The sequence below is a fragment of the Streptomyces sp. NPDC001933 genome, from assembly GCF_042890955.1.
Classification (GTDB): Bacteria; Actinomycetota; Actinomycetes; order Streptomycetales; family Streptomycetaceae; genus Streptomyces.
The window spans coordinates 840326-862297 of sequence record NZ_JBIASS010000001.1 but is presented as its reverse complement, the minus strand read 5'-3'; the positions used below and the strand labels follow the sequence as shown (position 1 = coordinate 862297).

Annotated in this window: 16 protein-coding genes; 8 read left to right on the top strand and 8 right to left on the bottom strand. The window is 69.9% G+C overall.

Annotated elements, in window-relative coordinates; genetic code table 11:
• Window positions 1-69 precede the first annotated feature (69 nt).
• Window positions 70-1353, bottom strand: coding sequence for an NYN domain-containing protein (locus ACFYY7_RS03805; RefSeq protein WP_388656581.1), 1284 nt, complete (start codon window positions 1351-1353; stop codon window positions 70-72).
• A gap of 224 nt (window positions 1354-1577) precedes the next feature.
• On the opposite strand from ACFYY7_RS03805, the gene ACFYY7_RS03800 reads away from it, so the two are divergent.
• Complete coding sequence (locus tag ACFYY7_RS03800) at window positions 1578-1757, top strand: hypothetical protein (protein WP_266736692.1); 180 nt, start codon at window positions 1578-1580, stop codon at window positions 1755-1757.
• 99 nt (window positions 1758-1856) lie between these two features.
• Here ACFYY7_RS03800 and dnaE read toward each other — a convergent pair whose 3' ends face one another.
• Window positions 1857-5402 (bottom strand): DNA polymerase III subunit alpha, encoded by a 3546-nt coding sequence (dnaE, locus tag ACFYY7_RS03795; RefSeq protein WP_388656578.1) that lies wholly within the window; start codon window positions 5400-5402, stop codon window positions 1857-1859.
• Between the two features lie 179 nt (window positions 5403-5581).
• On the opposite strand from dnaE, the gene ACFYY7_RS03790 reads away from it, so the two are divergent.
• The 5 genes from ACFYY7_RS03790 (at window position 5582) to ACFYY7_RS03770 (ending at window position 11582) form a co-directional block, all read left to right on the top strand.
• Entirely contained in the window at window positions 5582-6907 is a 1326-nt protein-coding gene (locus ACFYY7_RS03790) for a DUF2252 domain-containing protein (RefSeq protein ID WP_388656576.1), read from the top strand.
• Between the two features lie 60 nt (window positions 6908-6967).
• On the top strand, window positions 6968-7681 hold the full coding sequence (locus ACFYY7_RS03785; protein ID WP_388656573.1) for a hypothetical protein: 714 nt from the start codon (window positions 6968-6970) through the stop codon (window positions 7679-7681).
• 48 nt (window positions 7682-7729) lie between these two features.
• Window positions 7730-8545, top strand: coding sequence for a DsbA family protein (locus ACFYY7_RS03780; RefSeq protein WP_388656570.1), 816 nt, complete (start codon window positions 7730-7732; stop codon window positions 8543-8545).
• 97 nt (window positions 8546-8642) lie between these two features.
• On the top strand, window positions 8643-10304 hold the full coding sequence (locus ACFYY7_RS03775; RefSeq protein ID WP_388656567.1) for an alkaline phosphatase D family protein: 1662 nt from the start codon (window positions 8643-8645) through the stop codon (window positions 10302-10304).
• Window positions 10305-10619: 315 nt separating this feature from the next.
• Complete coding sequence (locus tag ACFYY7_RS03770; RefSeq protein WP_388656564.1) at window positions 10620-11582, top strand: zinc metalloprotease; 963 nt, start codon at window positions 10620-10622, stop codon at window positions 11580-11582.
• Window positions 11583-11623: 41 nt separating this feature from the next.
• On the opposite strand, the gene ACFYY7_RS03765 is transcribed toward ACFYY7_RS03770, so the two are convergent.
• Window positions 11624-12202: a dienelactone hydrolase family protein gene (locus tag ACFYY7_RS03765; RefSeq protein WP_358941778.1), complete on the bottom strand. Its 579-nt coding sequence runs from the start codon at window positions 12200-12202 to the stop codon at window positions 11624-11626.
• 22 nt (window positions 12203-12224) lie between these two features.
• Here ACFYY7_RS03765 and ACFYY7_RS03760 point away from each other — a divergent pair, with 22 nt between their 5' ends.
• Window positions 12225-13349, top strand: coding sequence for a mechanosensitive ion channel family protein (locus ACFYY7_RS03760; RefSeq protein ID WP_388656561.1), 1125 nt, complete (start codon window positions 12225-12227; stop codon window positions 13347-13349).
• 71 nt (window positions 13350-13420) lie between these two features.
• On the opposite strand, the gene ACFYY7_RS03755 is transcribed toward ACFYY7_RS03760, so the two are convergent.
• The 5 genes from ACFYY7_RS03755 to ACFYY7_RS03735 all read right to left on the bottom strand — a co-directional run bounded on the left by ACFYY7_RS03755 (window position 13421) and on the right by ACFYY7_RS03735 (window position 18255).
• Window positions 13421-15007 carry a Na+/H+ antiporter gene (locus ACFYY7_RS03755; RefSeq protein ID WP_388656558.1) on the bottom strand — a complete coding sequence of 529 codons (1587 nt, stop codon included), beginning with the start codon at window positions 15005-15007 and terminating at the stop codon, window positions 13421-13423.
• 375 nt (window positions 15008-15382) lie between these two features.
• Complete coding sequence (locus tag ACFYY7_RS03750; protein ID WP_388656555.1) at window positions 15383-15865, bottom strand: GNAT family N-acetyltransferase; 483 nt, start codon at window positions 15863-15865, stop codon at window positions 15383-15385.
• Window positions 15862-16803, bottom strand: a complete 942-nt coding sequence (locus tag ACFYY7_RS03745) for an RluA family pseudouridine synthase (protein ID WP_388656552.1) — start codon at window positions 16801-16803, stop codon at window positions 15862-15864. The genes ACFYY7_RS03750 and ACFYY7_RS03745 overlap by 4 nt, the downstream gene beginning before the upstream one ends.
• Window positions 16804-16826: 23 nt before the next feature.
• Window positions 16827-17429: a signal peptidase II gene (gene lspA, locus ACFYY7_RS03740; protein ID WP_388656549.1), complete on the bottom strand. Its 603-nt coding sequence runs from the start codon at window positions 17427-17429 to the stop codon at window positions 16827-16829.
• Window positions 17430-17487: 58 nt separating this feature from the next.
• A complete protein-coding gene (locus tag ACFYY7_RS03735) occupies window positions 17488-18255 on the bottom strand; it encodes a TraR/DksA family transcriptional regulator (RefSeq protein ID WP_388656546.1) in 768 nt (255 codons plus the stop codon).
• A gap of 541 nt (window positions 18256-18796) precedes the next feature.
• On the opposite strand from ACFYY7_RS03735, the gene ileS reads away from it, so the two are divergent.
• On the top strand, window positions 18797-21946 hold the full coding sequence (gene ileS, locus ACFYY7_RS03730; RefSeq protein ID WP_388656542.1) for an isoleucine--tRNA ligase: 3150 nt from the start codon (window positions 18797-18799) through the stop codon (window positions 21944-21946).
• Window positions 21947-21972 lie beyond the last annotated feature (26 nt).

The following is a 21972-nucleotide window of genomic DNA, read 5'->3' as shown; positions in this document are numbered from 1 at the left end:
GGGCCACGCCGGCCGGCCCCGGCGCGGCGACCGGTGACCGGGTCGCCCGCCCGTGGCCCCGCTGTGCCGTCAGCCGGCGGACGGGCTCGTCCGCTCCGCCGCGGGGGTGTGCTCGGCCGCCGCCCGTACGTCGATCTCCCGCCAGAATCCCGCCCGGATCGCGTAGCGGTCGTGCTCGTCGATCTGGTCGTCCTTGTGGGCGAGCAGACCGAACCGGGCGGCGTAGCGCAGCAGCTCACCGTCGATGCGGTGCGGGATGCGCGGGTACATGGTCGACAGCTTCTGCAGATGGACGGTCTCCGGGAGCCGCTCCATCCAGCGACGGGCGAAGACCTGGCCCACCTCGAACGGGTCACCGCCGACGGTGGTGATGTCCTCCTCGCGGTCCGCCCAGCGCTGCTCGGCGCTGGTGAGCTGGGCCAGTGTCGGCAGCGAGGCGGTCTCGGCGGGCTCGCCCAGCGGTCCGCCGCGCTCCGCCCAGCTCTTGTCGGAGGACCAGCGCAGGGTCGCGCCGGCGGGCGACGGCTGCGGGAGGTTCCGGTCGGGCTGGACGCCGGGGCCGCGCAGGCTGCCCGCCAGGTCCTTGGGGGTGGGGACGCCCCGGCCGCCGGGCACGGGGCGGTCGGTGGCGGTGCTCTCCTCGGGCGGTGCCGCGGCGCCGCCCGAGGCGGCCGCCGCCTGGGCCTCCGAGGCGCGCTCGGCGGAGGCGGCGAGGGCTGCCTCGGGAAGCGGCGCGGAGAGGATCGCGGCGATCTCCGGGCGGGGCACGGGGGGCGGGGCGCAGACGCCGCCGGTCTCCTTGGCCCGTACCGCCTGGGTGATCCAGGCCCGGTCGAGCACCCTTCGCTCGTCGGCCTCGGCGACCAGGTCCTCGGACTGGTTGTAGTCGCCGTCGGCGGCCTGGACGGCCCACAGATGGACGGCGACGCCGTGTTCCTTGGCGGACATCAGACCGGGCAGCAGATCGCCGTCGCCGGTCACCAGCACCACGTCGGAGCAGGCCCGGTTCCTGGCCAGTTCGGTGAGCTCGGCGTGCATCGCGGCGTCGACGCCCTTCTGGGCCCAGCGTCCGTCGCTGCGGGTCAGGGCACCGAGCCGGACGGTGACCCGGGGCATCACGCGCAGCCTGCGGTGCTCGGGCTGCGGCACCCGGTCGGGGGCGCCGTCGAACCAGTAGATCCGCAGCAGCGGCTGCTCCGTATCGGCCTCGGCCCGCTCGCGCAGGCCCCGGATGAGGGCCGCGTGGTCGACCGTGATGCGGGAACGGGCCGGTTCTCCTGCCAGCAGGCTCGCGGCTGCGCCCAGCAAGTAGCCGGCGTCCACCAGGACGACGCAACGGTCCACGCGATCCACCCTCTTCCAGGAGTTCGGGTGCGGTCTTTGCCAAGGGTTTCCTTCGAGTCTGCCCGACCGCGCAGGGGTTGACGGCCGGAACTCGATCATCGGCGTGGCGGATCCGGGAAACCACGCACCCAGCACCCCCACTACGCACGGTAATGATCCAAAATGCACGGGTTGCCCCGGCATGTGAATCTGAACGCGGTCCTGGCCCCGAGAGTCCCCATAGGAGGAAGACCATGGCCAAGAACAAGAACCGCAAGCAGGGCAGCCAGCAGAACCGCGCGTCCGGCACGGAGCGCGGCGCGGAAGAGGCGAAGACGACCGCGTACGAGTCGCAGATACAGCCTCAGTCGCAGGCCCAGGGCAGCCCTTCTGATGTTGCCCGTAAGCACCAGCGGCGCTTCGGCCACAACTGACCGGAGCCGTCTCCGGTCCGGACTGCGGCCCGATGACCGAGAGGGGCGCTCCCGCTTTCGCGGGGCGCCCCTCTCGTACGTCTGCGCGGGAGAACCGGTTCAGCCGGCCAGGCAGGACGGGCCGAGCAGCACCTTCAGGTCGCCGAAGAGCGCCGGGTCGGGCTTGACCCGGTGCCGGTCGAGCCGGAGCACCGTGGTCTTGCGCGGGCCCTGGAGCTTGATCCGTACCTCGGTGTCGCCCCGGTGGCTGCTGAGGACCTCGCCGAGGCGGCTGACCATGGGCGGGGTGATCTTGACGGTGGGGATGGTGAGGACCACGGGGGCGTTGGTGCCGGCCGACGAGATGTCGGGAACCTGCATCTCCATGGCGACCAGCCGGGGCACGTCCTCCCGCTTGTCGAGGCGTCCCTTGACGAAGACGACGGTGTCCTCGACGAGCTGGGTGGAGACCAGCTGGTAGGTGGCCGGGAAGAACATGCACTCGATGGAACCGGCCAGGTCCTCGACGGTGGCGATGGCCCAGGCGTTGCCCTGCTTGGTCATCTTGCGCTGGAGGCCGGAGATGATGCCGCCGACGGTGACGATGGCGCCGTCGGCGTGCTCGCCGCCGGTCAGCTGGGAGATCGAGGAGTCGGCCTTGTCGGACAGCACGTGTTCCAGGCCGAAGAGCGGGTGGTCGGAGACATACAGGCCGAGCATCTCGCGCTCCTGGGCCAGCAGGTAGGACTTCTCCCACTCGATGTCGGAGAACTCCACGTCGAGCCCGAAGCCCGGCTCGGAAGCGCCGTCGTCCGAGTCGCCCATGCCGCCGAAGAGGTCGAACTGGCCCTCGGCCTCCTTGCGCTTGACCTGCACCACGTTGTCGATCATCGGTTCGTGGTGGGCGACCAGGCCCTTGCGGGTGTGGCCCATCTCGTCGAAGGCGCCGGCCTTGATCAGCGATTCGACGGTGCGCTTGTTGCAGACGACCGCTTCGACCTTGTCCAGGAAGTCGGGGAACGAGCTGTACTTCCCCTTCGCCTTGCGGCACCGGATGATCGAGTCGACGACGTTCTGGCCGACGTTGCGCACGGCGGTGAGGCCGAAGAGGATCACGTCGTCGCCCTGGGCGGCGAAGTTCGACAGGGACTCGTTCACATTGGGCGGCAGCACCTTGATGCCCATGCGGCGGCACTCGTTGAGGTAGACGGCCGACTTGTCCTTGTCGTCCTTGACCGAGGTCAGCAGCGCCGCCATGTACTCGGCGGGGTAGTTCGCCTTGAGGTACGCGGTCCAGTAGGTGACCAGGCCGTACGCGGAGGAGTGCGCCTTGTTGAACGCGTATCCGGCGAACGGGACCAGTACGTCCCACAGGGCCTTGATCGCGGCGTCGGAGAAGCCCTTCTCCTTGGCCCCCGCCTCGAAGAGGACGAAGTTCTTCGCCAGTTCCTCGGGCTTCTTCTTGCCCATCACGCGGCGCAGGATGTCGGCCTCGCCGAGCGAGTAGCCGGCGACGATCTGGGCGGCCTTCTGCACCTGCTCCTGGTACACGATCAGGCCGTAGGTGAGGCCGAGGACCTCCTTGAGGGGGTCCTCCAGCTCCGGGTGGATCGGGGTGATCTCCTGGCGGCCGTTCTTGCGCTCGGCGTAGTTCGTGTGCGAGTTCATTCCCATCGGGCCCGGCCGGTACAGGGCCGAGACGGCGGAAATGTCCTCGAAGTTGTCGGGCTGCATCTGGCGCAGCAGGGAACGCATCGGGCCGCCGTCGAACTGGAACACGCCGAGCGTGTCACCGCGGCAGAGCATCTCGTACGTCTTGGGGTCGTCCAGCGGGAGGCCGAGCAGGTCCAGCTTGACGCCCTTGTTGGACTCCACCATCTTCACGGCGTCGTCCATGATGGTGAGGTTTCGCAGGCCGAGGAAGTCCATCTTCAGCAGGCCGAGCGACTCGCACTGCGGGTAGTCCCACTGCGTGATGGTGACGCCGTCGGTGTGCCGCACCCAGATCGGGGCGTGGTCGACGATCGGCTCGCTGGACATGATGACGCCGGCGGCGTGCACGCCCATCTGCCGGACCAGGCCCTCGACGCCCTTCGCGGTGTCGATGACCTTCTTGACGTCCGGCTCGTTCTCGTACATCCCCCGGATCTCGCCCGCCTCGCTGTAGCGCGGGTGCTTGGGGTCGGTGATGCCGTTGAGGTCGATGCCCTTGCCGAGGACGTCGGCGGGCATGGCCTTGGTGAGCCGGTCGCCCATCGCGTACGGGTAGCCGAGGACCCGGGCGGAGTCCTTGATGGCGTTCTTCGCCTTGATCTTTCCGTACGTGCCGATCATGGCGACCTTGTCGGCGCCGTACTTCTCCGTCACGTACCTGATCACTTCGACGCGCCGGCGCTCGTCGAAGTCGATGTCGACATCGGGCATGGACACGCGCTCGGGGTTGAGGAACCGCTCGAAGATCAGCCCGTGCTCGATCGGGTCGAGGTCGGTGATGCCCATCGCGTACGCCACGATCGAACCGGCGGCGGAGCCTCGGCCGGGGCCGACCGCGATGCCGTTGTTCTTCGCCCACATGATGAAGTCGGCGACGACCAGGAAGTACCCCGGGAACCCCATCTGGATGATGATGTCCATCTCGTACTCGACCTGCTTCTGCCGGTCCTCGGGGACACCGCCCGGGAAGCGCCGGTTCATCCCGACGCGGACCTCTTCCTGGAACCAGGTGATCTCCGTGTAGCCGTCCGGGATTTCGAACTTCGGCATCAGGTCGCGCTTCTCGAACATGCCGGTGGTGTCGATCTGCTCCGCGACCAGCAGGGTGTTGGCGCAGCCCTCCTGCCAGGCGTCGGAGGAGTCGACGCCGTACATCTCGTCGGTCGTCTTGAGGTAGTAGCCGGTGCCGTCGAAGCGGAAGCGGTCCGGGTCGGAGAGGTTCTTGCCGGTCTGGATGCAGAGCAGGGCGTCGTGCGCGGTGGCCTCGTGCGCGTAGGTGTAGTGCGAGTCGTTGGTCACCAGCGGCGGGATGTTCAGCTTCTTGCCGATTTCGAGGAGCCCGTCACGGACCCGGCGCTCGATCTCGATGCCGTGGTCCATCAGCTCCAGGAAGTACTTGCCCTCGCCGAAGATGTCCTTGTAGTCGGAGGCGGCCTGGACCGCCTCGTCGAACTGGCCGAGCCGCAGCCGGGTCTGCACCTCGCCCGAGGGGCAGCCGGTGGACGCGATCAGGCCCTCGGACCACTGGGCGATGGTCTCCTTGTCCATGCGCGGCCACTTCTGCAGCCAGCCCTCGGCGTACGCGTCCGAGGACAGCTTGAAGAGGTTGTGCAGCCCGGTGCTGTTCGCCGCCCAGATCGTCTTGTGGGTGTAACCGCCCGAACCCGAGACGTCGTCGCGCTTCTGGTGCGGCTGGCCCCACTGGATCTTCCGCTTGTGCTTGCGCGACTCCGGGGCGACGTACGCCTCGATGCCGATGATCGGGGTGACGCCCGCCTTCTTCGCCGAGTGGAAGAAGTCGTAGGCCCCGTGCAGGTTGCCGTGGTCGGTCATCGCGATGTGCGACATGCCCATTTCATTGCAGGCAGCGAACATGTCCTTGAGCCGCGCGGCACCGTCCAGCAACGAGTACTGGGTGTGGACGTGAAGGTGCGTGAAGGGCGGCTTGGTCACGGCGCTGTGCCTCCGGGAAACGGCTTTGGCGGGCTGGGGGGACAGCGTGGAAGTCTACGTCTTCGAGGTGCCTGACGACGGGCACTCCCGGGTACGGTCGCGCGTTGTAGGGCTGAGACGCCCGTCCCATTTGTCATGCACGTCTGTCATGCACGTCAGGTACCAGGAGGCACCCAGAGATGTCGGAAGCGCAGACCGGCGCAGCAGAGCGCGGGGAGCAGATTCTTGAGGTCTTCGACACCGCGTTCGGGGAGCTGCTGGCTGCCGACCCGGCTGCCTTCCGGGTCAAGTTCCGCAAGATGGCGGGCTCGGCCTTCGCCTTCTACCGGGGCACGGCGTGCCTGTTCTACAACGACCTGGAGCGGGAGCGGCACGGCGGCCCGTACCTGGACGAGCGGACCGGCCGGGTGTGGATCCACGGCGATCTGCACGCGGAGAACTTCGGCACGTACATGGACGCCAACGGCCGGCTGATCTTCAACGTGAACGACTTCGACGAGGCGTACGTCGGCCCGTTCACCTGGGACCTCAAGCGGTTCGCCGCCTCCGTCGCCCTGATCGGGTACGCGAAGGCGCTGAGCGACGACCAGATCAGCGAGCTGGTCCGGGTCTACGCGGCGGCCTACCGCGAGCGGGTCCACGCGCTGGCGACGGGCGTCAAGAATGAAGAGGTGCCGCCCTTCACCCTGGACACGGCCGAGGGCCCGCTGCTGGGCGCGCTGCGCGACGCCCGGTCGCTGACCCGGTTCTCGCTGCTGGACTCGATGACGGAGATCCGGGACTTCGAGCGCCGGTTCGCGCCGGGCGGCGGCTCGATCGACCTGGACGCGGCGACGCGCTACAAGGTGCTGGCGGCCTTCGACGGCTATCTGGAGACGCTGCCGGAGTCGAGCCTGACCCGCCCCGACTCGTACCGGGTGAAGGATGTCGTCGGCCGTCGCGGCATCGGGATCGGTTCGGCCGGGCTCCCCTCGTACAACATCCTTCTGGAGGGCAACAGCGACGCCCTGGAGAACGATGTGGTGATCTACCTCAAGCAGGCGCAGACCGCCGCGGTCTCCCGGCACATCACCGACGCGGCGGTGCGCGAGTACTTCCAGCACGAGGGCCACCGCACCGTGATCTCGCAGCGCGCCCTGCAGGCGCACGCCGACCCGTGGCTCGGCTGGACCGAGCTGGACGGGACGGGGCAACTGGTCGCCGAGGTGTCTCCGTACGCGGTCGATCTGGACTGGTCCGACATCGACGAGCCGGAGGAGATCGCGGCGGTCGTCGCGGATCTCGGCCGGGCGACGGCGACGATGCACTCCGCGGCCGATGACGAGAGCGGTCACTCGCTGGTGCCGTTCTCCACCGAGCGGGCGATCGACGCGGCGATCGCGGCCGACGAGGAGGGCTTCGCCGACCTGCTGGTGGACTTCGCCCACAGCTACGGCGCCAGGGCCCGCGCCGACCACCAGATCTTCGTGGACCTCTTCCGCAACGGCCGCATTCCGGGGCTCTGATCCCATCGGCCCCATCCCTTTAGGGCTCACTTACAGGTTCGCATGCGACACTCCTCGGCGATGGACATATCCGGGAAGCAGTTCAGAGTCGTTCGCGCGGCGCTTTTCACAGCGCTCGTCGTGACGCTCTCCGCTGCTTCCCATGTGCTGCTCTCCCGGGTCCCGCTGCCGCTGACCGCCGTCGCCCTGCTGGCCGGCGTGGTGTTCGCCGTGGCGTACGCGCTGGCCGGCCGGGAGCGCGGCTTCGGGGCGATCGCCGGGCTGCTGGTCCCGCTGGAGCTGGCCGCCGACACCGTCTTCACCACCGGTCAGCATGTCTGTTACGGCGCGGCCGGCGGCCCGATCGCGGGGCCGCTGCGTTCGGTCGGCGTCGACGTGCTGTGCGGCGGCATGGTCGGCGCCGGTGCGGCGCCGACCGGTGCCGGGGCCGACCCGTTCGCCTCGGTGACCGATGCCGGGCACACGACGGCCGCGCTGCTGGCCTCGCCCGGCCCAGCGGTGCCGTGGCTGCTGCTCGCCGCCCACGTCTCGGTCGGCCTGCTCGCCGCGGCCTGGCTCCGGCGGGGCGAGTCCGCGCTGGCCGGTCTGCTGGAGGCGGCCGCCGTCCTGGCGTTCCGGCCGCTGCTGATCGCGGTCGCCGTGGTCGGCACGGCCCGCCGCCCGGCCCGCAGCCGGATGCGGCCCGCCGGACATGGCCCGCACCCGCTCGTACACGCCCGCCTGCTCGTGCACTCCGTGGGACGGAGGGGACCGCCGCGCTCGGCCTTCGCCTGAGCACGCACATCCCCTACGACACGCCCCTCACACCATGGAGATACGGACATGAGCAAGCGCAACACCCAGGCCAACAAGGCGGCGGCCCGCGAGCGTCTGCGCGCCGAGCGCGAGCGCCAGGCCAAGAAGGACAAGACCCGCCGGCAGATCATCGTCGGCGTCTCGATCGTCGGCGTGCTGGCCGTCGTGGGTGCTGCCGCCTGGGGCGTCATGCAGCTGAACAAGCCGTCCCACTGGGAGGCGGCCAAGGACGCGAAGAACGTGACCGCGCCCAAGAACACCTCGGGCGAGAACGGCACCAGCGTCGTCATCGGCAAGTCGACCGCCAAGAAGACCCTGGAGCTGTACGAGGACTCGCGCTGCCCGATCTGCGCCACGTTCGAGCAGTCCGTCGGCGAGACGATCCGCAAGGACGTCGACGCCGGCAAGTACAAGGTCAAGTACATCGGCGCCACGTTCATCGACAACGCGGCCAACGGCGAGGGCTCGAAGAACGCGCTGAGCGCGCTCGGCGCGGCGCTCGACGTCAGCCCGGATGCCTTCCTCGACTACAAGGCCGCGCTCTACTCCGCGAAGTACCACCCGGAGGAGACCGACGACAAGTTCAAGGACGACTCCTACCTGATCAAGGTCGCCGACACGGTGGACGCGCTGAAGGGCAACGCCGCCTTCCAGAAGGACGTCAAGGACGGCACCTTCGACAGCTGGGCGATGAAGATGTCGGCGGCGTTCGACGACAGCGGCGTGCGGGGCACCCCGACGCTGAAGATGGACGGCAAGGCACTCACCGACGGCCAGAGCGAGAACGCCCCGATGACGGTGGAGGCCTTCAACACCGCGATCACGGCCGCGCTGAAGGGCTGACCGGCCGGCGACATCCCGGCAGCGGCTCCCCGACGGGCAGGCGAACTTCCTGAATTCGCCTGCCCGTTCGACTTACCGGTCAGTAGGGTGCTGCCCCGTGACCAGTCGACGTGATTCCTCGCCGCTCTCCGCCCCCAGCCGCCGCACGGTCGTCAAGGCCGCTGCCGCCACCGCCGTCGCGGCCCCCGTGCTGGGCTCCGCCACCGCCGCCCGCGCCGCCGACGGCCCCGCCTTCCTGCACGGCGTCGCCTCCGGCGATCCCCTGCCCGACGGCATCCTGCTCTGGACCCGTGTCACCCCGACCCCGGACGCGATACCCGGTTCGGGCCGCGGCGCCGATACGGCGGTGCGCTGGGAGGTCGCCGAGGACAAGGACTTCGCCCGGGTCGTCGCCCGGGGCACGACCGTCGCGAAGGCCGCGTCCGACCACACGGTCAAGGCCGATGTGCGGGGGCTGGCCCCCGCCACCGCGTACTGGTTCCGCTTCTCTGCGGGCGAGGGCACGCAGACGCTCTCCCCGGCCGGCCGCACCCGGACGGCTCCCCCGGCCGGTGCCGCCACGCCAGGCGTGCGCTTCGGCGTGGTGTCGTGCGCCAACTGGGAGGCCGGGTACTTCTCCCCGTACCGCCACCTCGCCGCCCGCGCCGACCTCGACGCGGTGCTCCACCTCGGCGACTACATCTACGAGTACGCGTCGGGAAGTTACCCGGCCGCGAAGTACGTCGTACGGCAGCACCAGCCGGTCCACGAGATCCTCACCCTCGCCGACTACCGCACCCGGCACGCCACGCACAAGACGGACCCCGACCTCCAGACGCTGCACGCCACGCACCCCGTGATCGCGATCTGGGACGACCACGAGTTCGCCAACGACACCTGGTCGGGCGGGGCCGAGAACCACACGCCGGGCGCCGAGGGCGCCTGGGCGGATCGGGTCGCGGGCGCCAAGCAGGCGTACTTCGAGTGGATGCCGGTCCGCGCCTCCACCGAGGGCACCGTCTACCGGCGGCTGCGCTTCGGCAACCTGGCCGACCTCCACCTCCTCGACCTGCGCAGCTTCCGCTCCCAGCAGGCGGGGATCGGCAGCGGCACGGTCGACGACCCGGAGCGCAGCATCACCGGGCGGGCGCAGCTGGACTGGCTGAAGTCGGGGCTGGCCGGCTCGGACGCCACCTGGAAGCTGGTCGGCACGTCGGTGATGATCTCGCCGGTCGCGTTCGGTTCCGTACCGGCCCATCTGCTGGAGCCGCTGGCCGAGTTGCTGGGGCTGCCCAAGGAGGGCCTGGCCGTCAACGTCGACCAGTGGGACGGCTACACGGACGACCGCAAGAAGCTGATCTCGCACCTGCGGGACCGGTCGATCACCAACACGGTCTTCCTGACCGGTGACATCCACATGGCCTGGGCCAACGACGTACCGGTGAAGGCGGCGACGTATCCGCTCTCCGAATCGGCCGCCACCGAGTTCGTGGTGACGTCGGTGACCTCGGACAACATCGACGACATCCTGCACGTGGCACCGCAGACGGTCTCTCTGGTCGCGGCCGCTGCGGTGAAGGCCGCCAACCGCCATGTGAAGTGGGTGGACATGGACTCGCACGGTTACGGCGTCCTGGACGTGACCGCCGAGCGCTCACAGATGGACTACTACGCCGTCTCCGACCGGACGAAGCGGGACGCTACGTCGGCCTGGACGCGTTCGTACCGGACGCTCAGCGGGACGCAGAAGGTCGAGCGGGTGAACAGCCCGGTGCACTGAGGGTCCATTTTCGGCCACCTCCGCATATGTTGACGGCGCATTGCGTCGCTACGGCGGGTGGTGTGCCCCAAGGATCGAATGGGGACACACCACCCGCCGGGGTAACGCCTACGGTTACGTCGCCATCTCAAACTCTGGAACACAGGGAAAGATTTCTTCCACTTTCCACCCTTTGACGCATACCCGATTGGGCCTGATCATTTCTCCTCGGGACCTGACATGCGCACGTAATCTCCCGGCGGCGGGTGAGGAAATGCCTCTCCCACACATCCGCGAGGAGTCCACGTGCGCGCTCTTGTCCGTATATCGCCGCGTATGCGAAACCGTGCGATCGGCACCGCCGTCCTGGCCGGAACCCTGGCCCTGGCACCGCTCTCCGCTCCTTCCGGCGCCGCCGCCTCGGCCACCTCCAAGACCTCCGCCGCCCAGAAGTGCGCGGACGACGCCGGAGCGAGCGCCACGGCGCGCGAGGCCCGCCCTTCGGGCACCGAGCACGCCGCGGACCCGGGCGAACTCACCGCGGCCCAGGCCAAGGCCATGGACTCGCAGTTGAAGCAGAGACTCGCGGACCGCCGGGTCAGCGGTTCCTCGCTCGCCGCGGGCGCGACGATCCCGGTGTACTTCCACGTCGTGCACTCCGGGACGACCGGCAAGCTCAGCGCCGCCGCGATCAGCAGCCAGATGAACGTCCTGAACGCCGCCTACAGCGGGCAGGGTTCGGGCAACACGAACACCGGCTTCCAGTACACGCTGGCCGGCACGGACTACACGGACAACAGCTCCTGGTACAACGGCGTCTCCCCCGGCTCCGCCGCCGAGAAGGCCATGAAGTCCTCGCTGCGCAAGGGCGGCGCGAACGCCCTCAACATCTACACCGCCAACCTCGGCGGCGGCCTGCTGGGCTGGGCCACGTTCCCCAGCTCGTACAAGTCCAACCCCTCGGACGACGGCGTCGTCATCCTCGACGCCTCGCTGCCCGGCGGCTCCGCCACCAACTACGACGAGGGCGACACCGCCACCCACGAGGTCGGCCACTGGATGGGGCTGTACCACACCTTCCAGGGCGGCTGTAACGGCAACGGCGACTACGTCTCCGACACCCCGGCCGAAAAGACCCCCGCGTACGAGTGCCCGACCGGGCGTGACTCCTGCACCAACAAGACCGGGGTCGACCCGATCCACAACTTCATGGACTACACCTACGACTCGTGCATGACCCAGTTCACCGCGGGCCAGGTCCAGCGGATGAGCGACAGCTGGACCGCGTACCGGGGCTGATCCGGCCCGGGGCCCCGCGCGGTGCGGGGCCCCTCACCGCGTCACAGCGTGGCGAGGAAGCCGAGCGAGACCTTCCAGGCCAGCTCGGCCGACGCCTGGTCGAAGTCGGGCAGTTCGGCGTCCGTGAAGAGATGGCCCGCGCCCGGATAGCGGTAGACCTCGACGTCGGCGCCGGTCCGCCGCATCTGCAGGTACCAGGAGTTCAGCCAGTCGTGCGTCTCGAAGGGGTCCGGGTCGGCGACATGCAGCTGTACCGGCAGCTCGTCCACGGACGCGTTCTCGGCGATGTCCGACGTGCCATGGAACATCAGCAGACCGCGGGCCTTCTCGTCGCCGAGCGCCAGGGTCTGCGCGGTGGAGGCGCCGAACGAGAAACCCGCGTACACCAGGCCCCGGTCGGAGTAGGGGGCGGCGGCCAGCACGGCCCGCCTGAGCAGTTCGTCCTTGCCCACCTCTTCCTTGAAGGCCAGGCCCTCCTCGACGGTTTCGAACGTGCGCCCCTCGAAGAGGTCGGGCACCTGCACCTCGTGCCCGGCGGCGCGAAGCCGGCCGGCCGCCGCGTGCACCGCGGGGCGCAGACCGTACGTCGAGTGGAAAAGCATGATGTTCATGAGTCCCATGGTGCCAGCTACGGTCGGGGGCATGGAGAACCTGCTGCGCCCACTGATCGTCGTCGGCGGCTCGGTCGTGATCACACTGCTGGTCGGCTGGCTGGTCGATCTGCTGCTCAGACGGGCCGACGGCCGGCACCCCGACACCCCGCTGTGGGGGCTGTTGCGGCACTGCCGGATACCGCTCCAGCTGACGCTGGGCACAGCGCTGCTGCTGGGCTCGTACACCCAGAGCCGTCTCGAAGCGGTCACCACCCACCGGACCGGGATCGGCCAGACCCTGTCGCTGGTACTGATCGGGGCCTCGGCCTGGCTGGTGGTGCGGATCGCGACGGCCGTCGTCGACTCCCTCTACGCGAGATACGCCGCGAACACCCCCGATCCGGCGCGCGTCCGGCGGGTCCGTACCCAGGTGACGCTGATCCAGCGGGTGCTCACCGCGATCGTGGCGACGGTCGCCGTCGGCGCGATGCTGCTGACGTTCCCGGGGATGCGCACGTTCGGCACCTCGATGCTGGCCTCGGCCGGTGTGCTCGGCATCGTGGCGGGCGTGGCCGCCCAGTCGACGCTCGGCAATCTCTTCGCGGGGCTGCAGATCGCCTTCGGCGACATGGTGCGCATCGGTGACACGGTGGTGGTGGACGGCGAGTGGGGCACGATCGAGGAGATCACGCTGACCTTCCTCGCGGTGCGGACCTGGGACGAGCGGCGGATCACGATGCCGGTCTCGTACTTCACCAGCAAGCCGTTCGAGAACTGGTCGCGCGGCGGCGCGCAGATGACCGGCTCGGTCTTCCTCCACCTGGACCACTCGGCCCCGGTCGAGGCGATGCGCGAGCAACTGCGGGACATCCTGGGCGAGTGCGCCGCGTGGGACGGCCGTGACTGGTCCCTGGCCGTCACCGACACCACGCCGTCGACGATCCTGGTCCGCGCGGTGGTCACGGCGAAGGACGCGGGCGACATCTGGACGGTGCGCTGTGCCATACGGGAACAGCTCATCGGCTGGCTGCGCGACCACCACCCGTACGCGCTGCCGAAGGTCGCGACGGCGGCCGCGGCGCTGCCGCCGGAGAGCGAGTGGCCTCATCCGTCCAGCTCCGCGCACGAGAAGCCGTCGGACCGGGACAGGTCCCCGCGCACGGGACGCGGCTGACCGGCCCCGGAGACCGGGCCGGGGCCGGGGCCGGGCCGGTCACCGCCTCACCGCCTCACCGCCTCACCGCCTCACCGCAGGCTGCGGACGTCCAGCTGTCGCAGCACCCGGTCGACGATCTCCGGGTCCGCCCCGGCCTCGTTGCGGGCCGACAGCACCGCGTGGCGGGCGGCCGACATCATCTCGCGCTGGACGCGGCTGACCGCCTTGAAGCGCTCGGCCCGCTTCGCGTACGCCTCGCGGCGCTCGTCGTCGACCATGTCGGGACTGATCCGTGCCCCCACGTCGTACGCCAGCCGATGGAGCCGCTCGGTGACCTCGTCCGGGAACTCCTCGACCTCCTGGATCTCCTTGAGGCGCTGCTTCGCGGCCTTCGCGGCGCGGATCGCGAGCTCCTTCTCCAGCGCCTCCTCGGCGTCCGTGTCCGCCTTGACCCGGAGCTTGCGGACCAGCCACGGCAGGGTGAGTCCCTGCACGACGAGCGTGGCCATGATCACCACGAAGGCGATGAAGACGATCTCGTCGCGGCCCGGGAACGGTTTCCCGTCGTCCGTCTCCAGCGGGATCGCCAGCGCCAGCGCGACCGAGGCCACTCCGCGCATCCCGGCCCACCACATGACGACGGTCTCCCGCCAGCTGGTGGGGATCTCCTCGCTGACGTCGCGCCGGGTGTGCAGCCGCTTGGCCAGCCAGGTGGCGGGCAGCAGATACAGCAGCCGTACGCCGACGACCACCACGACCACGGCCAGTCCCCAGCCCAGCAGCTTGAGTTCGCGCCCGTCCGCCGTGCCGAAGACGTTGTGCAGTTCGAGGCCGATCAGCCCGAAGGCGACCCCGGTGACGAGCGTGTCGACGATCTCCCAGAAGCTGCGGCCGGTGAGCCGGCCGAGGACGTCGTCGGCGTCGGCGGTGTGCTCGGCGAGGAAGAGCGCGGTGGTGAGGACGGCGAGGACGCCCGAGCCCATCAGCTCCTCCGCGAGCACGTAACTCACGAACGGCACCAGCAGGGTGAGGCCGACCTGGAGCGTGGCGTCGCCGAGCAGGCCCATGAGCTTGATGGTGAGCCAGCCGAGCACCAGGCCCACCACCACGGCCACCACCGCGGAGAGGATCAGCAGCCCGAAGGCCTCCGGCAACGAGAAGCTCCCGCTCACCGCGGCGGCGATCGCCACGTGGTAGAGCACGATCGCGGTCACGTCGTTGAACAGCCCCTCGCCCTCCAGGATGGAGACGAGCCTGCGCGGCAGCCCGACCGAACCGGCGACGGCGGTCGCCGCGACCGGGTCGGGCGGGGCGACGAGCGCCCCGAGCGCCACGGCCGCGGCGATGGGCAGCCCGGGGACGATCGCGTTGGCGACCGCGGCGACGGCGGCCGTCGTGACGAAGACCAGCGCCACGGCCAGCAGAAAGATCGGTCGTTTGTTGGCGGCGAACTGCCGCCAGGAGGTTCGCTGCACGGAGGCGTAGAGCAGTGGCGGCAGCAGCGCCGGAAGGATGACCTCGGGCGGGATGTCCACATTCGGTACGAAGCTGAGGAAGGCCATGCCGACCCCGGCGAGCGTCATCAGCACCGGCGCGGGCAGCCCGAGACGCTCGCCCAGCGGCACCGTGACCACAGCCCCGAGCAACAGCAGGAGGAGCAGTGCCATTTGGTCCACGGGATGCCTTCCGGAGCACGGGGGCGCCGACCTCCGCGATCGGCGGATCCGACCTCTGTGATCGGCGGATCTGGGGTCAAAGCCTGTCACGCAAGGCCCGCAATCCAGACAACACCCCCGATTCCTGCTCCCCTGACCGACATTCCTCCGATGTATCTACGGCGTATCTCCGGATCGAGGTACGGGACGCGCACGGGCGCCCGCTGCACTGGCGGGAGACCGGGCCGGGCCGGATCACGCTCGACCTGCCGCGCGGCTCAGCGGCGGTGATCACTCCACAGGGCGCTCCCCGCCCGCGGACGGTCCCGCGCGATGTGCCGTCGAACGGCGCCTGGACCCGGTGGGGACTGCCGGATTAGGGCGCGCCCCGGCGCCTCAGTCCCTCAGGGTGCGGCGCATCGCCCGGTGGGGGATGCCCGCGTCCGGGAACTCGGGGCCGTACGCCTCATAGCCGAGGCGTTCGTAGAAGCCGAGCGCATGGGTCTGGGCGTGCAGGTCGACGGCGGCCAGACCGAGCTCACGGGCCGCGTCCTCGATGGCCCGGACCAGCGCGGCGCCCACCCCGAGGCCGCGTGCCGCCCGGGTCACCGCGAGCCTGCCGAGCGAGCCGACGGCCGGGTCGCCCCCGGTCTTCGCGGCGGCGGCCGGGCCGTGCAGCAGCCGCCCGGTGCCGAGCGCCGAGCCGTCCGCCGCGAGGGCGATCACATGCAGGGCGAGGGCGTCGTACTCGTCGTACTCGATCTCCTCGGGCACGTCCTGCTCGCCGACGAAGACGTCCTTGCGGACCAGGAAGCAGGCCGCGAGGTCCTGCTCACCGACGGCGGTGCGCGTCGTGTACGGGGCGGGCGCGCCGGTCATTCGCTCTCTGCCGCGATCTTGTCCAGGGCCTGCTGGAGGTCGTCCGGGTAGCCGCTGCTGAACTCCACCCAGCTGCCGTCGGACGGGTGCTCGAAGCCGAGCCGGACGGCGTGCAGCCACTGCCGGGTCAGGCCCAGGCGCTTGGCCATCGTCGGGTCGGCGCCGTAGGTGAGGTCACCGACGCAGGGGTGGCGGTGGGCGGACATGTGCACCCGGATCTGGTGCGTACGGCCCGTCTCCAGCTTGATGTCCAGGAGGCTGGCGGAGCGGTAGGCCTCGATGAGGTCGTAGTGCGTCACGGAGGGCTTGCCCTCGGCGGTGACGGCCCACTTGTAGTCGTGGTTGGGGTGGCGCCCGATGGGGGCGTCGATGGTGCCGCTCATCGGGTCCGGGTGGCCCTGCACCAGCGCGTTGTACTTCTTCTCCACGACCCGGTCGCGGAACTGCGCCTTCAGCAGGGTGTAGGCCCGTTCGGACTTGGCGACGACCATCAGGCCGGAGGTGCCGACGTCGAGGCGGTGGACGATGCCCTGGCGCTCGGCGGCGCCGGACGTCGAGATCCGGTACCCGGCCGCGGCCAGACCGCCGATGACGGTCGTGCCGGTCCAGCCGGGGCTGGGGTGGGCGGCGACGCCGACCGGCTTCACGATCACGACGATGTCGTCGTCGTCGTGCACGATCTCCATGCCCTCGACGGGCTCGGCGACGATCTGCACCGGAGCGGGAGCCTGCGGCATCTCCACTTCCAGCCAGGCACCGCCCTGGACCCGCTCGGACTTCCCGACCACCGAGCCGTCCACCTGCACCTTCCCGGCGGCCGCCAGCTCGGCGGCCTTGGTGCGGGAGAAACCGAACATCCGGGAGATGGCGGCGTCGACACGCTCGCCCTCCAGACCGTCGGGTACGGGCAGGGTGCGGACCTCGGGATACGTACTCACCTGTCGAGTATGCCTTGCGCCCGTCAGTCCTTGTGCACGGTGCCGTCGGGGTCCAGGCCCTTGAAGGAAAGGATCACGATCAGGATGCCGCCGCAGACGATCGCGGAGTCGGCGAGGTTGAAAACCGCGAAGTGGGCGGGGGCGATGAAGTCGACCACCGCGCCCTCGAAGACGCCGGGGGCGCGGAAGATGCGGTCGGTGAGGTTGCCGAGCGCACCGCCGAGCAGCAGGCCGAGCGCGATGGCCCACGGCAGGCTGTAGAGCTTGCGCGCGAGCCGGGCGATCACCACGATGACGGTCGCCGCGATGAACGTGAAGATGATGGTGAACGCCTCACCGATACCGAACGCGGCACCCGCGTTACGGATCGCGCTGAGCTGCAGCCAGTCCCCGATGAGCTTGATCGGCTCGTGGTGCTCCAGCTTCTCGACCACGATCATCTTGCTGATCAGGTCGATGAGGTAGGCGAACACGGCCACGACGAAGAGCACCGCGACCTTCCGCTTGCCCTTGTCCGGGGCACTCTCCCCGCCCCGGTCGTCGGCCCGGTCCGCGGTCTCGTCCCTTTCGGCCCCCTCAGCATCGGGGATGTCCGGCGTACCGATGATGCGCTCCGCCTCTGCCACGTGAATCCCTCAACCTAGGTTCCTGACTGAGGACGAGGGTACGACACACCGCCGGGGATCAGCCTCGTCGCTCCTGCTTCTGTTTGTCCTCGACACAGAGCGTGGCGCGCGGGAACGCCTGCATCCGCGCCTTGCCGATCGGATTGCCGCAGATCTCGCACAGTCCGTACGTCCCGGCATCGAGCCGGGCCAGCGCCCGCTCGGTCTGGTCCAGCATCTCCTGGGCGTTGGCGGCGAGCGACATCTCGTGCTCGCGGGTGATGTTCTTGGTGCCCGTGTCCGCCTCGTCGTCACCCGCGCCGTCGCCGGAGTCGCGCATCAGCCCGGCGAGCGCGGCGCTCGCGGCCTCCAGCTCGCTGCGCAGCCGCATGGTCTCGCTGCTCAGCTCGGCCCGCGCGTCGGCGACCTCCTCCGGCGTCCAGGGGTCCTCGCCCGGCCGGACCGCCAGCTCGCCGGGGGCCGTCGTGACGCCCCCACGGGCCGGGGGCACGGGCGCCGCGCCCGTCCCGGCCGTGCGGGTCCGGGCCGCGCTCTTCTTGGCTACCACCGTGTGGGCTCCCGTCTTCCCGGCGGCCTCGGCCGCCACCTCGGCCGCGTCGGCGGCCTTCTTCGAAGCCTTCTTGGCTGCGCTCTTCCTCGCAGGTGCCTTCTTGGCGGCGGGCTTCTTCGCCGCGGTCTTCTTCGCGGCGGCCTTCTTCACCGCGGTCCCGGCCGCACCGGCCTCCGGGACGGTCTCCATTCCCGCGTCGCCACCCGTCTCTCCGGCTGCCGCGCCCGTGGATCCGGCTGACGCCGTCTTCTTTTCGGCGGTCTTCTTCGCCACCATGGCCGCGGCCCCTTCACATATTGTGATCTTGCACGCGAATCGTGCTGGGACGATAAATCGACCCCAGCGCCGCGGCAACGGGGCACGCCGCCGAATCGCTCCTCCCCGCGTCCGGTTCCGGACCTGCCTGCATCCGTTGTGCCCAGCTCACGGCCGGGTAATCCGCCTCCGGGCCGCCCGCCCGGACTCCGTAAGCCTCCGTCTGGCCATTCGGGTCACGCCCCGCCCACCGGGTTAAACCGGTCGGCCGTCCCCCGTACGGGCCCGTACACTGGCCTCAGCGAGAGGCGTGGATGGGACGAGTAGCGTCGTACGCAGCCAGGAGCGACCCGGGGACGGTGGGAGCCCGGGGGCGAGCGCGTCGTGAAGATCACCCGGAGCCGTCGGAAGAACGCCCGCAGGGCAAGTAGAACCGGCATCGCGCCCCAATGAGGGGGCCACGGGCGCATGCCCGGGGTCAAGGAGGGTGGTACCGCGGGAGCCGAGGAGGCCCTCGTCCCTCCGACGGAAGTGGAAAACGTCCGCCGGAGGAAGTCCGCCCATGACATCGCCGCAGTACCACCAGGTGCCCGCCCAGGTCGACCTGCCCGCGCTGGAGCACGCCGTGCTCGATTTCTGGCGCGAAAGCAAGGTCTTCGCCAAGAGCCTCGAACAGTCCGAGGGACGCCCCGAGTGGGTCTTCTACGAGGGCCCGCCCACCGCCAACGGCATGCCCGGCGCCCACCACATCGAGGCCCGCGTCTTCAAGGACGTCTTCCCCCGCTTCCGGACCATGCAGGGCTACCACGTCGGCCGCAAGGCCGGCTGGGACTGCCACGGACTGCCGGTCGAGCTCGCGGTCGAGAAGGAGCTGGGCTTCAACGGCAAGAAGGACATCGAGGCGTACGGCATCGCCGAGTTCAACGCCAAGTGCCGTGAGTCCGTGACCCGCCACACGGACGCGTTCACCGAGCTCACGACCCGCATGGGCTACTGGGTCGACCTCGACGACGCGTACCGCACGATGGACCCCGAGTACGTCGAGTCGGTGTGGTGGTCGCTGAAGGAGATCTTCAACAAGGGCCTCCTGGTCCAGGACCACCGCGTCGCCCCCTGGTGCCCCCGCTGCGGCACCGGCCTCTCCGACCACGAGCTGGCGCAGGGGTACGAGACGGTCGTCGACCCCTCGGTCTTCGTCCGCTTCCCCCTCACCTCCGGCCCGCTGGACGGCGAAGCCTCCCTCCTCGTCTGGACGACCACCCCCTGGACCCTGGTCTCCAACACCGCCGTCGCCGCGCACCCCGACGTCACCTATGTCGTCGCGACCGATGGCGAGGAGAAGCTCGTCGTCGCGCAGCCGCTCGTCGAGAAGGCGCTGGGCGAGGGCTGGGAGACCACCGGCGAGAGCTTCACCGGCCTCGAGATGGAGCGCTGGACCTACGAGCGCCCCTTCACCCTGGTGGACTTCCCCGCCGAGGCGCACTACGTCGTCAACGCCGAGTACGTGACGACCGAGGACGGTACGGGTCTGGTCCACCAGTCCCCCGCCTTCGGCGCCGACGACCTCCTGGTCTGCAAGGCGTACGGCCTGCCGGTCGTGAACCCGGTCCGCCCCGACGGCACCTTCGAGGAGGACCTGCCGCTGGTCGGCGGGGTCTTCTTCAAGAAGGCCGACGAGGCGCTCACCGAGGACCTGGCCGCCCGCGGCAAGCTCTTCCGGCACGTCCCGTACGAGCACAGCTACCCGCACTGCTGGCGCTGCCACACCGCGCTGCTCTACTACGCGCAGCCGTCCTGGTACATCCGCACGACCGCCATCAAGGACCGGCTGCTCCAGGAGAACGAGAAGACCAACTGGTTCCCGGACTCCGTCAAGAACGGCCGCTTCGGCGACTGGCTGAACAACAACGTCGACTGGGCGCTGTCCCGCAACCGCTACTGGGGCACCCCGCTGCCGATCTGGCGCTGCGAGGACGGCCACCTCACCTGCGTGGGCTCCCGCACCGAGCTCGGCGAGCTCGCCGGCACCGACCTCTCGGGGCTCGACCCGCACCGCCCGTTCATCGACGAGATCACGTTCACCTGCTCGCACGAGAACTGCCAGCTGGAGGCGTACCGCGTCCCGGAGGTCATCGACGCCTGGTACGACTCGGGTTCGATGCCGTTCGCGCAGTGGGGCTACCCGTACAAGAACAAGGAGCTCTTCGAGAGCCGCTACCCGGCGCAGTTCATCTCCGAGGCCATCGACCAGACCCGCGGCTGGTTCTACACGCTGATGGCGGTCGGCACCCTGGTCTTCGACAAGTCGTCGTACGAGAACGTGGTCTGCCTGGGCCACATCCTCGCCGAGGACGGCCGCAAGATGTCCAAGCACCTGGGCAACATCCTTCAGCCCATCCCCCTCATGGACCAGCACGGCGCGGACGCGGTCCGCTGGTTCATGGCGGCGGGCGGCTCCCCGTGGGCGGCGCGCCGCGTCGGCCACAACACGATCCAGGAGGTCGTCCGCAAGACGCTCCTCACGTACTGGAACACAGTCGCCTTCCAGGCGCTGTACGCCCGTACGTCGAACTGGGCGCCGTCCGCGGCCGACCCGGCCCCGGCGGACCGCACGGTCCTGGACCGCTGGCTGCTGAGCGAGCTGAACGCACTGGTGGACCAGGTCACGCAGGCCCTGGAGAGCTACGACACCCAGCGCGCCGGCAAGCTGCTGTCCTCCTTCGTCGACGACCTGTCCAACTGGTACGTACGCCGCTCGCGCCGCCGCTTCTGGCAGGGCGACAAGGCAGCGCTGCGCACCCTGCACGAGGTCGTCGAGACGGTGACCCGGCTGATGGCCCCGCTCACCCCGTTCATCACCGAGCGGGTCTGGCAGGACCTGGTCGTCCCGGTCACGCCGGACGCCCCCGAGTCGGTCCACCTCTCCACCTGGCCGAAGGCGGACCTGGCGGCGATCGACCCCGCCCTCTCCACGCAGATGGCGCTGGTCCGCCGCCTGGTCGAGCTGGGCCGGGCCACCCGCGCCGAGTCGGGCGTCAAGACCCGCCAGCCGCTGTCCCGCGCCCTGGTCGCGGCGACCGGCTTCGAGTCGCTCTCCCCCGAACTGCACGCCCAGATCACCGAGGAGCTGAACGTCTCCTCGCTGGCCTCGCTCTCGGAGGTCGGCGGCTCACTGGTCGACACGACCGCGAAGGCCAACTTCCGGGCGCTCGGCAAGCGGTTCGGCAAGGGCGTCCAGGCGGTGGCCAAGGCGGTCGCGAACGCCGACGCGGCGGCCCTCTCGCTGGCCCTGCGCGAGGGCACGGCATCGGTCGAGGTGGACGGCGAGACGGTCACCCTCTCCCCCGACGAGGTGATCATCACCGAGACCCCGCGCGAGGGCTGGTCGGTGGCGTCCGACTCGGGCGCGACGGTCGCCCTTGACCTGGAGATCACCCCGGAGCTGCGGCGCGCGGGCCTCGCCCGTGACGCGATCCGTCTCATCCAGGAGGCCCGCAAGAACAGCGGCCTGGACGTCGCCGACCGCATCGCCGTCCGCTGGACCTCGGCGGTCCCCGCCACGGTGGAGGCCCTGACCGAACACGCGACCCTGATCGCGGACGAGGTCCTGGCCCTGGACTACGCCCAGGGCGAGGCGGACCCGACGTACGGCGAACCGTTCGAGGACGAGGGTCTGTCCCTGACGTTCCGCCTCCGCAAGACGGAGCAGTAACCCACGAGAAGCAGGAGGGCCCGGCC

Coding starts and splice junctions, on each gene's coding strand:
- ACFYY7_RS03770 (WP_388656564.1), top strand. CDS start 10,620: ATGCGAAACCGTGCGATCGGCACCGCCGTCCTGGCCGGAACCCTGGCC.
- ACFYY7_RS03785 (WP_388656573.1), top strand. CDS start 6,968: ATGGACATATCCGGGAAGCAGTTCAGAGTCGTTCGCGCGGCGCTTTTC.
- ACFYY7_RS03750 (WP_388656555.1), bottom strand. CDS start 15,865: ATGACCGGCGCGCCCGCCCCGTACACGACGCGCACCGCCGTCGGTGAG.
- ACFYY7_RS03800 (WP_266736692.1), top strand. CDS start 1,578: ATGGCCAAGAACAAGAACCGCAAGCAGGGCAGCCAGCAGAACCGCGCG.
- ileS (WP_388656542.1), top strand. CDS start 18,797: ATGACATCGCCGCAGTACCACCAGGTGCCCGCCCAGGTCGACCTGCCC.
- ACFYY7_RS03765 (WP_358941778.1), bottom strand. CDS start 12,202: ATGGGACTCATGAACATCATGCTTTTCCACTCGACGTACGGTCTGCGC.
- ACFYY7_RS03790 (WP_388656576.1), top strand. CDS start 5,582: ATGTCGGAAGCGCAGACCGGCGCAGCAGAGCGCGGGGAGCAGATTCTT.
- ACFYY7_RS03760 (WP_388656561.1), top strand. CDS start 12,225: ATGGAGAACCTGCTGCGCCCACTGATCGTCGTCGGCGGCTCGGTCGTG.
- ACFYY7_RS03780 (WP_388656570.1), top strand. CDS start 7,730: ATGAGCAAGCGCAACACCCAGGCCAACAAGGCGGCGGCCCGCGAGCGT.
- ACFYY7_RS03735 (WP_388656546.1), bottom strand. CDS start 18,255: ATGGTGGCGAAGAAGACCGCCGAAAAGAAGACGGCGTCAGCCGGATCC.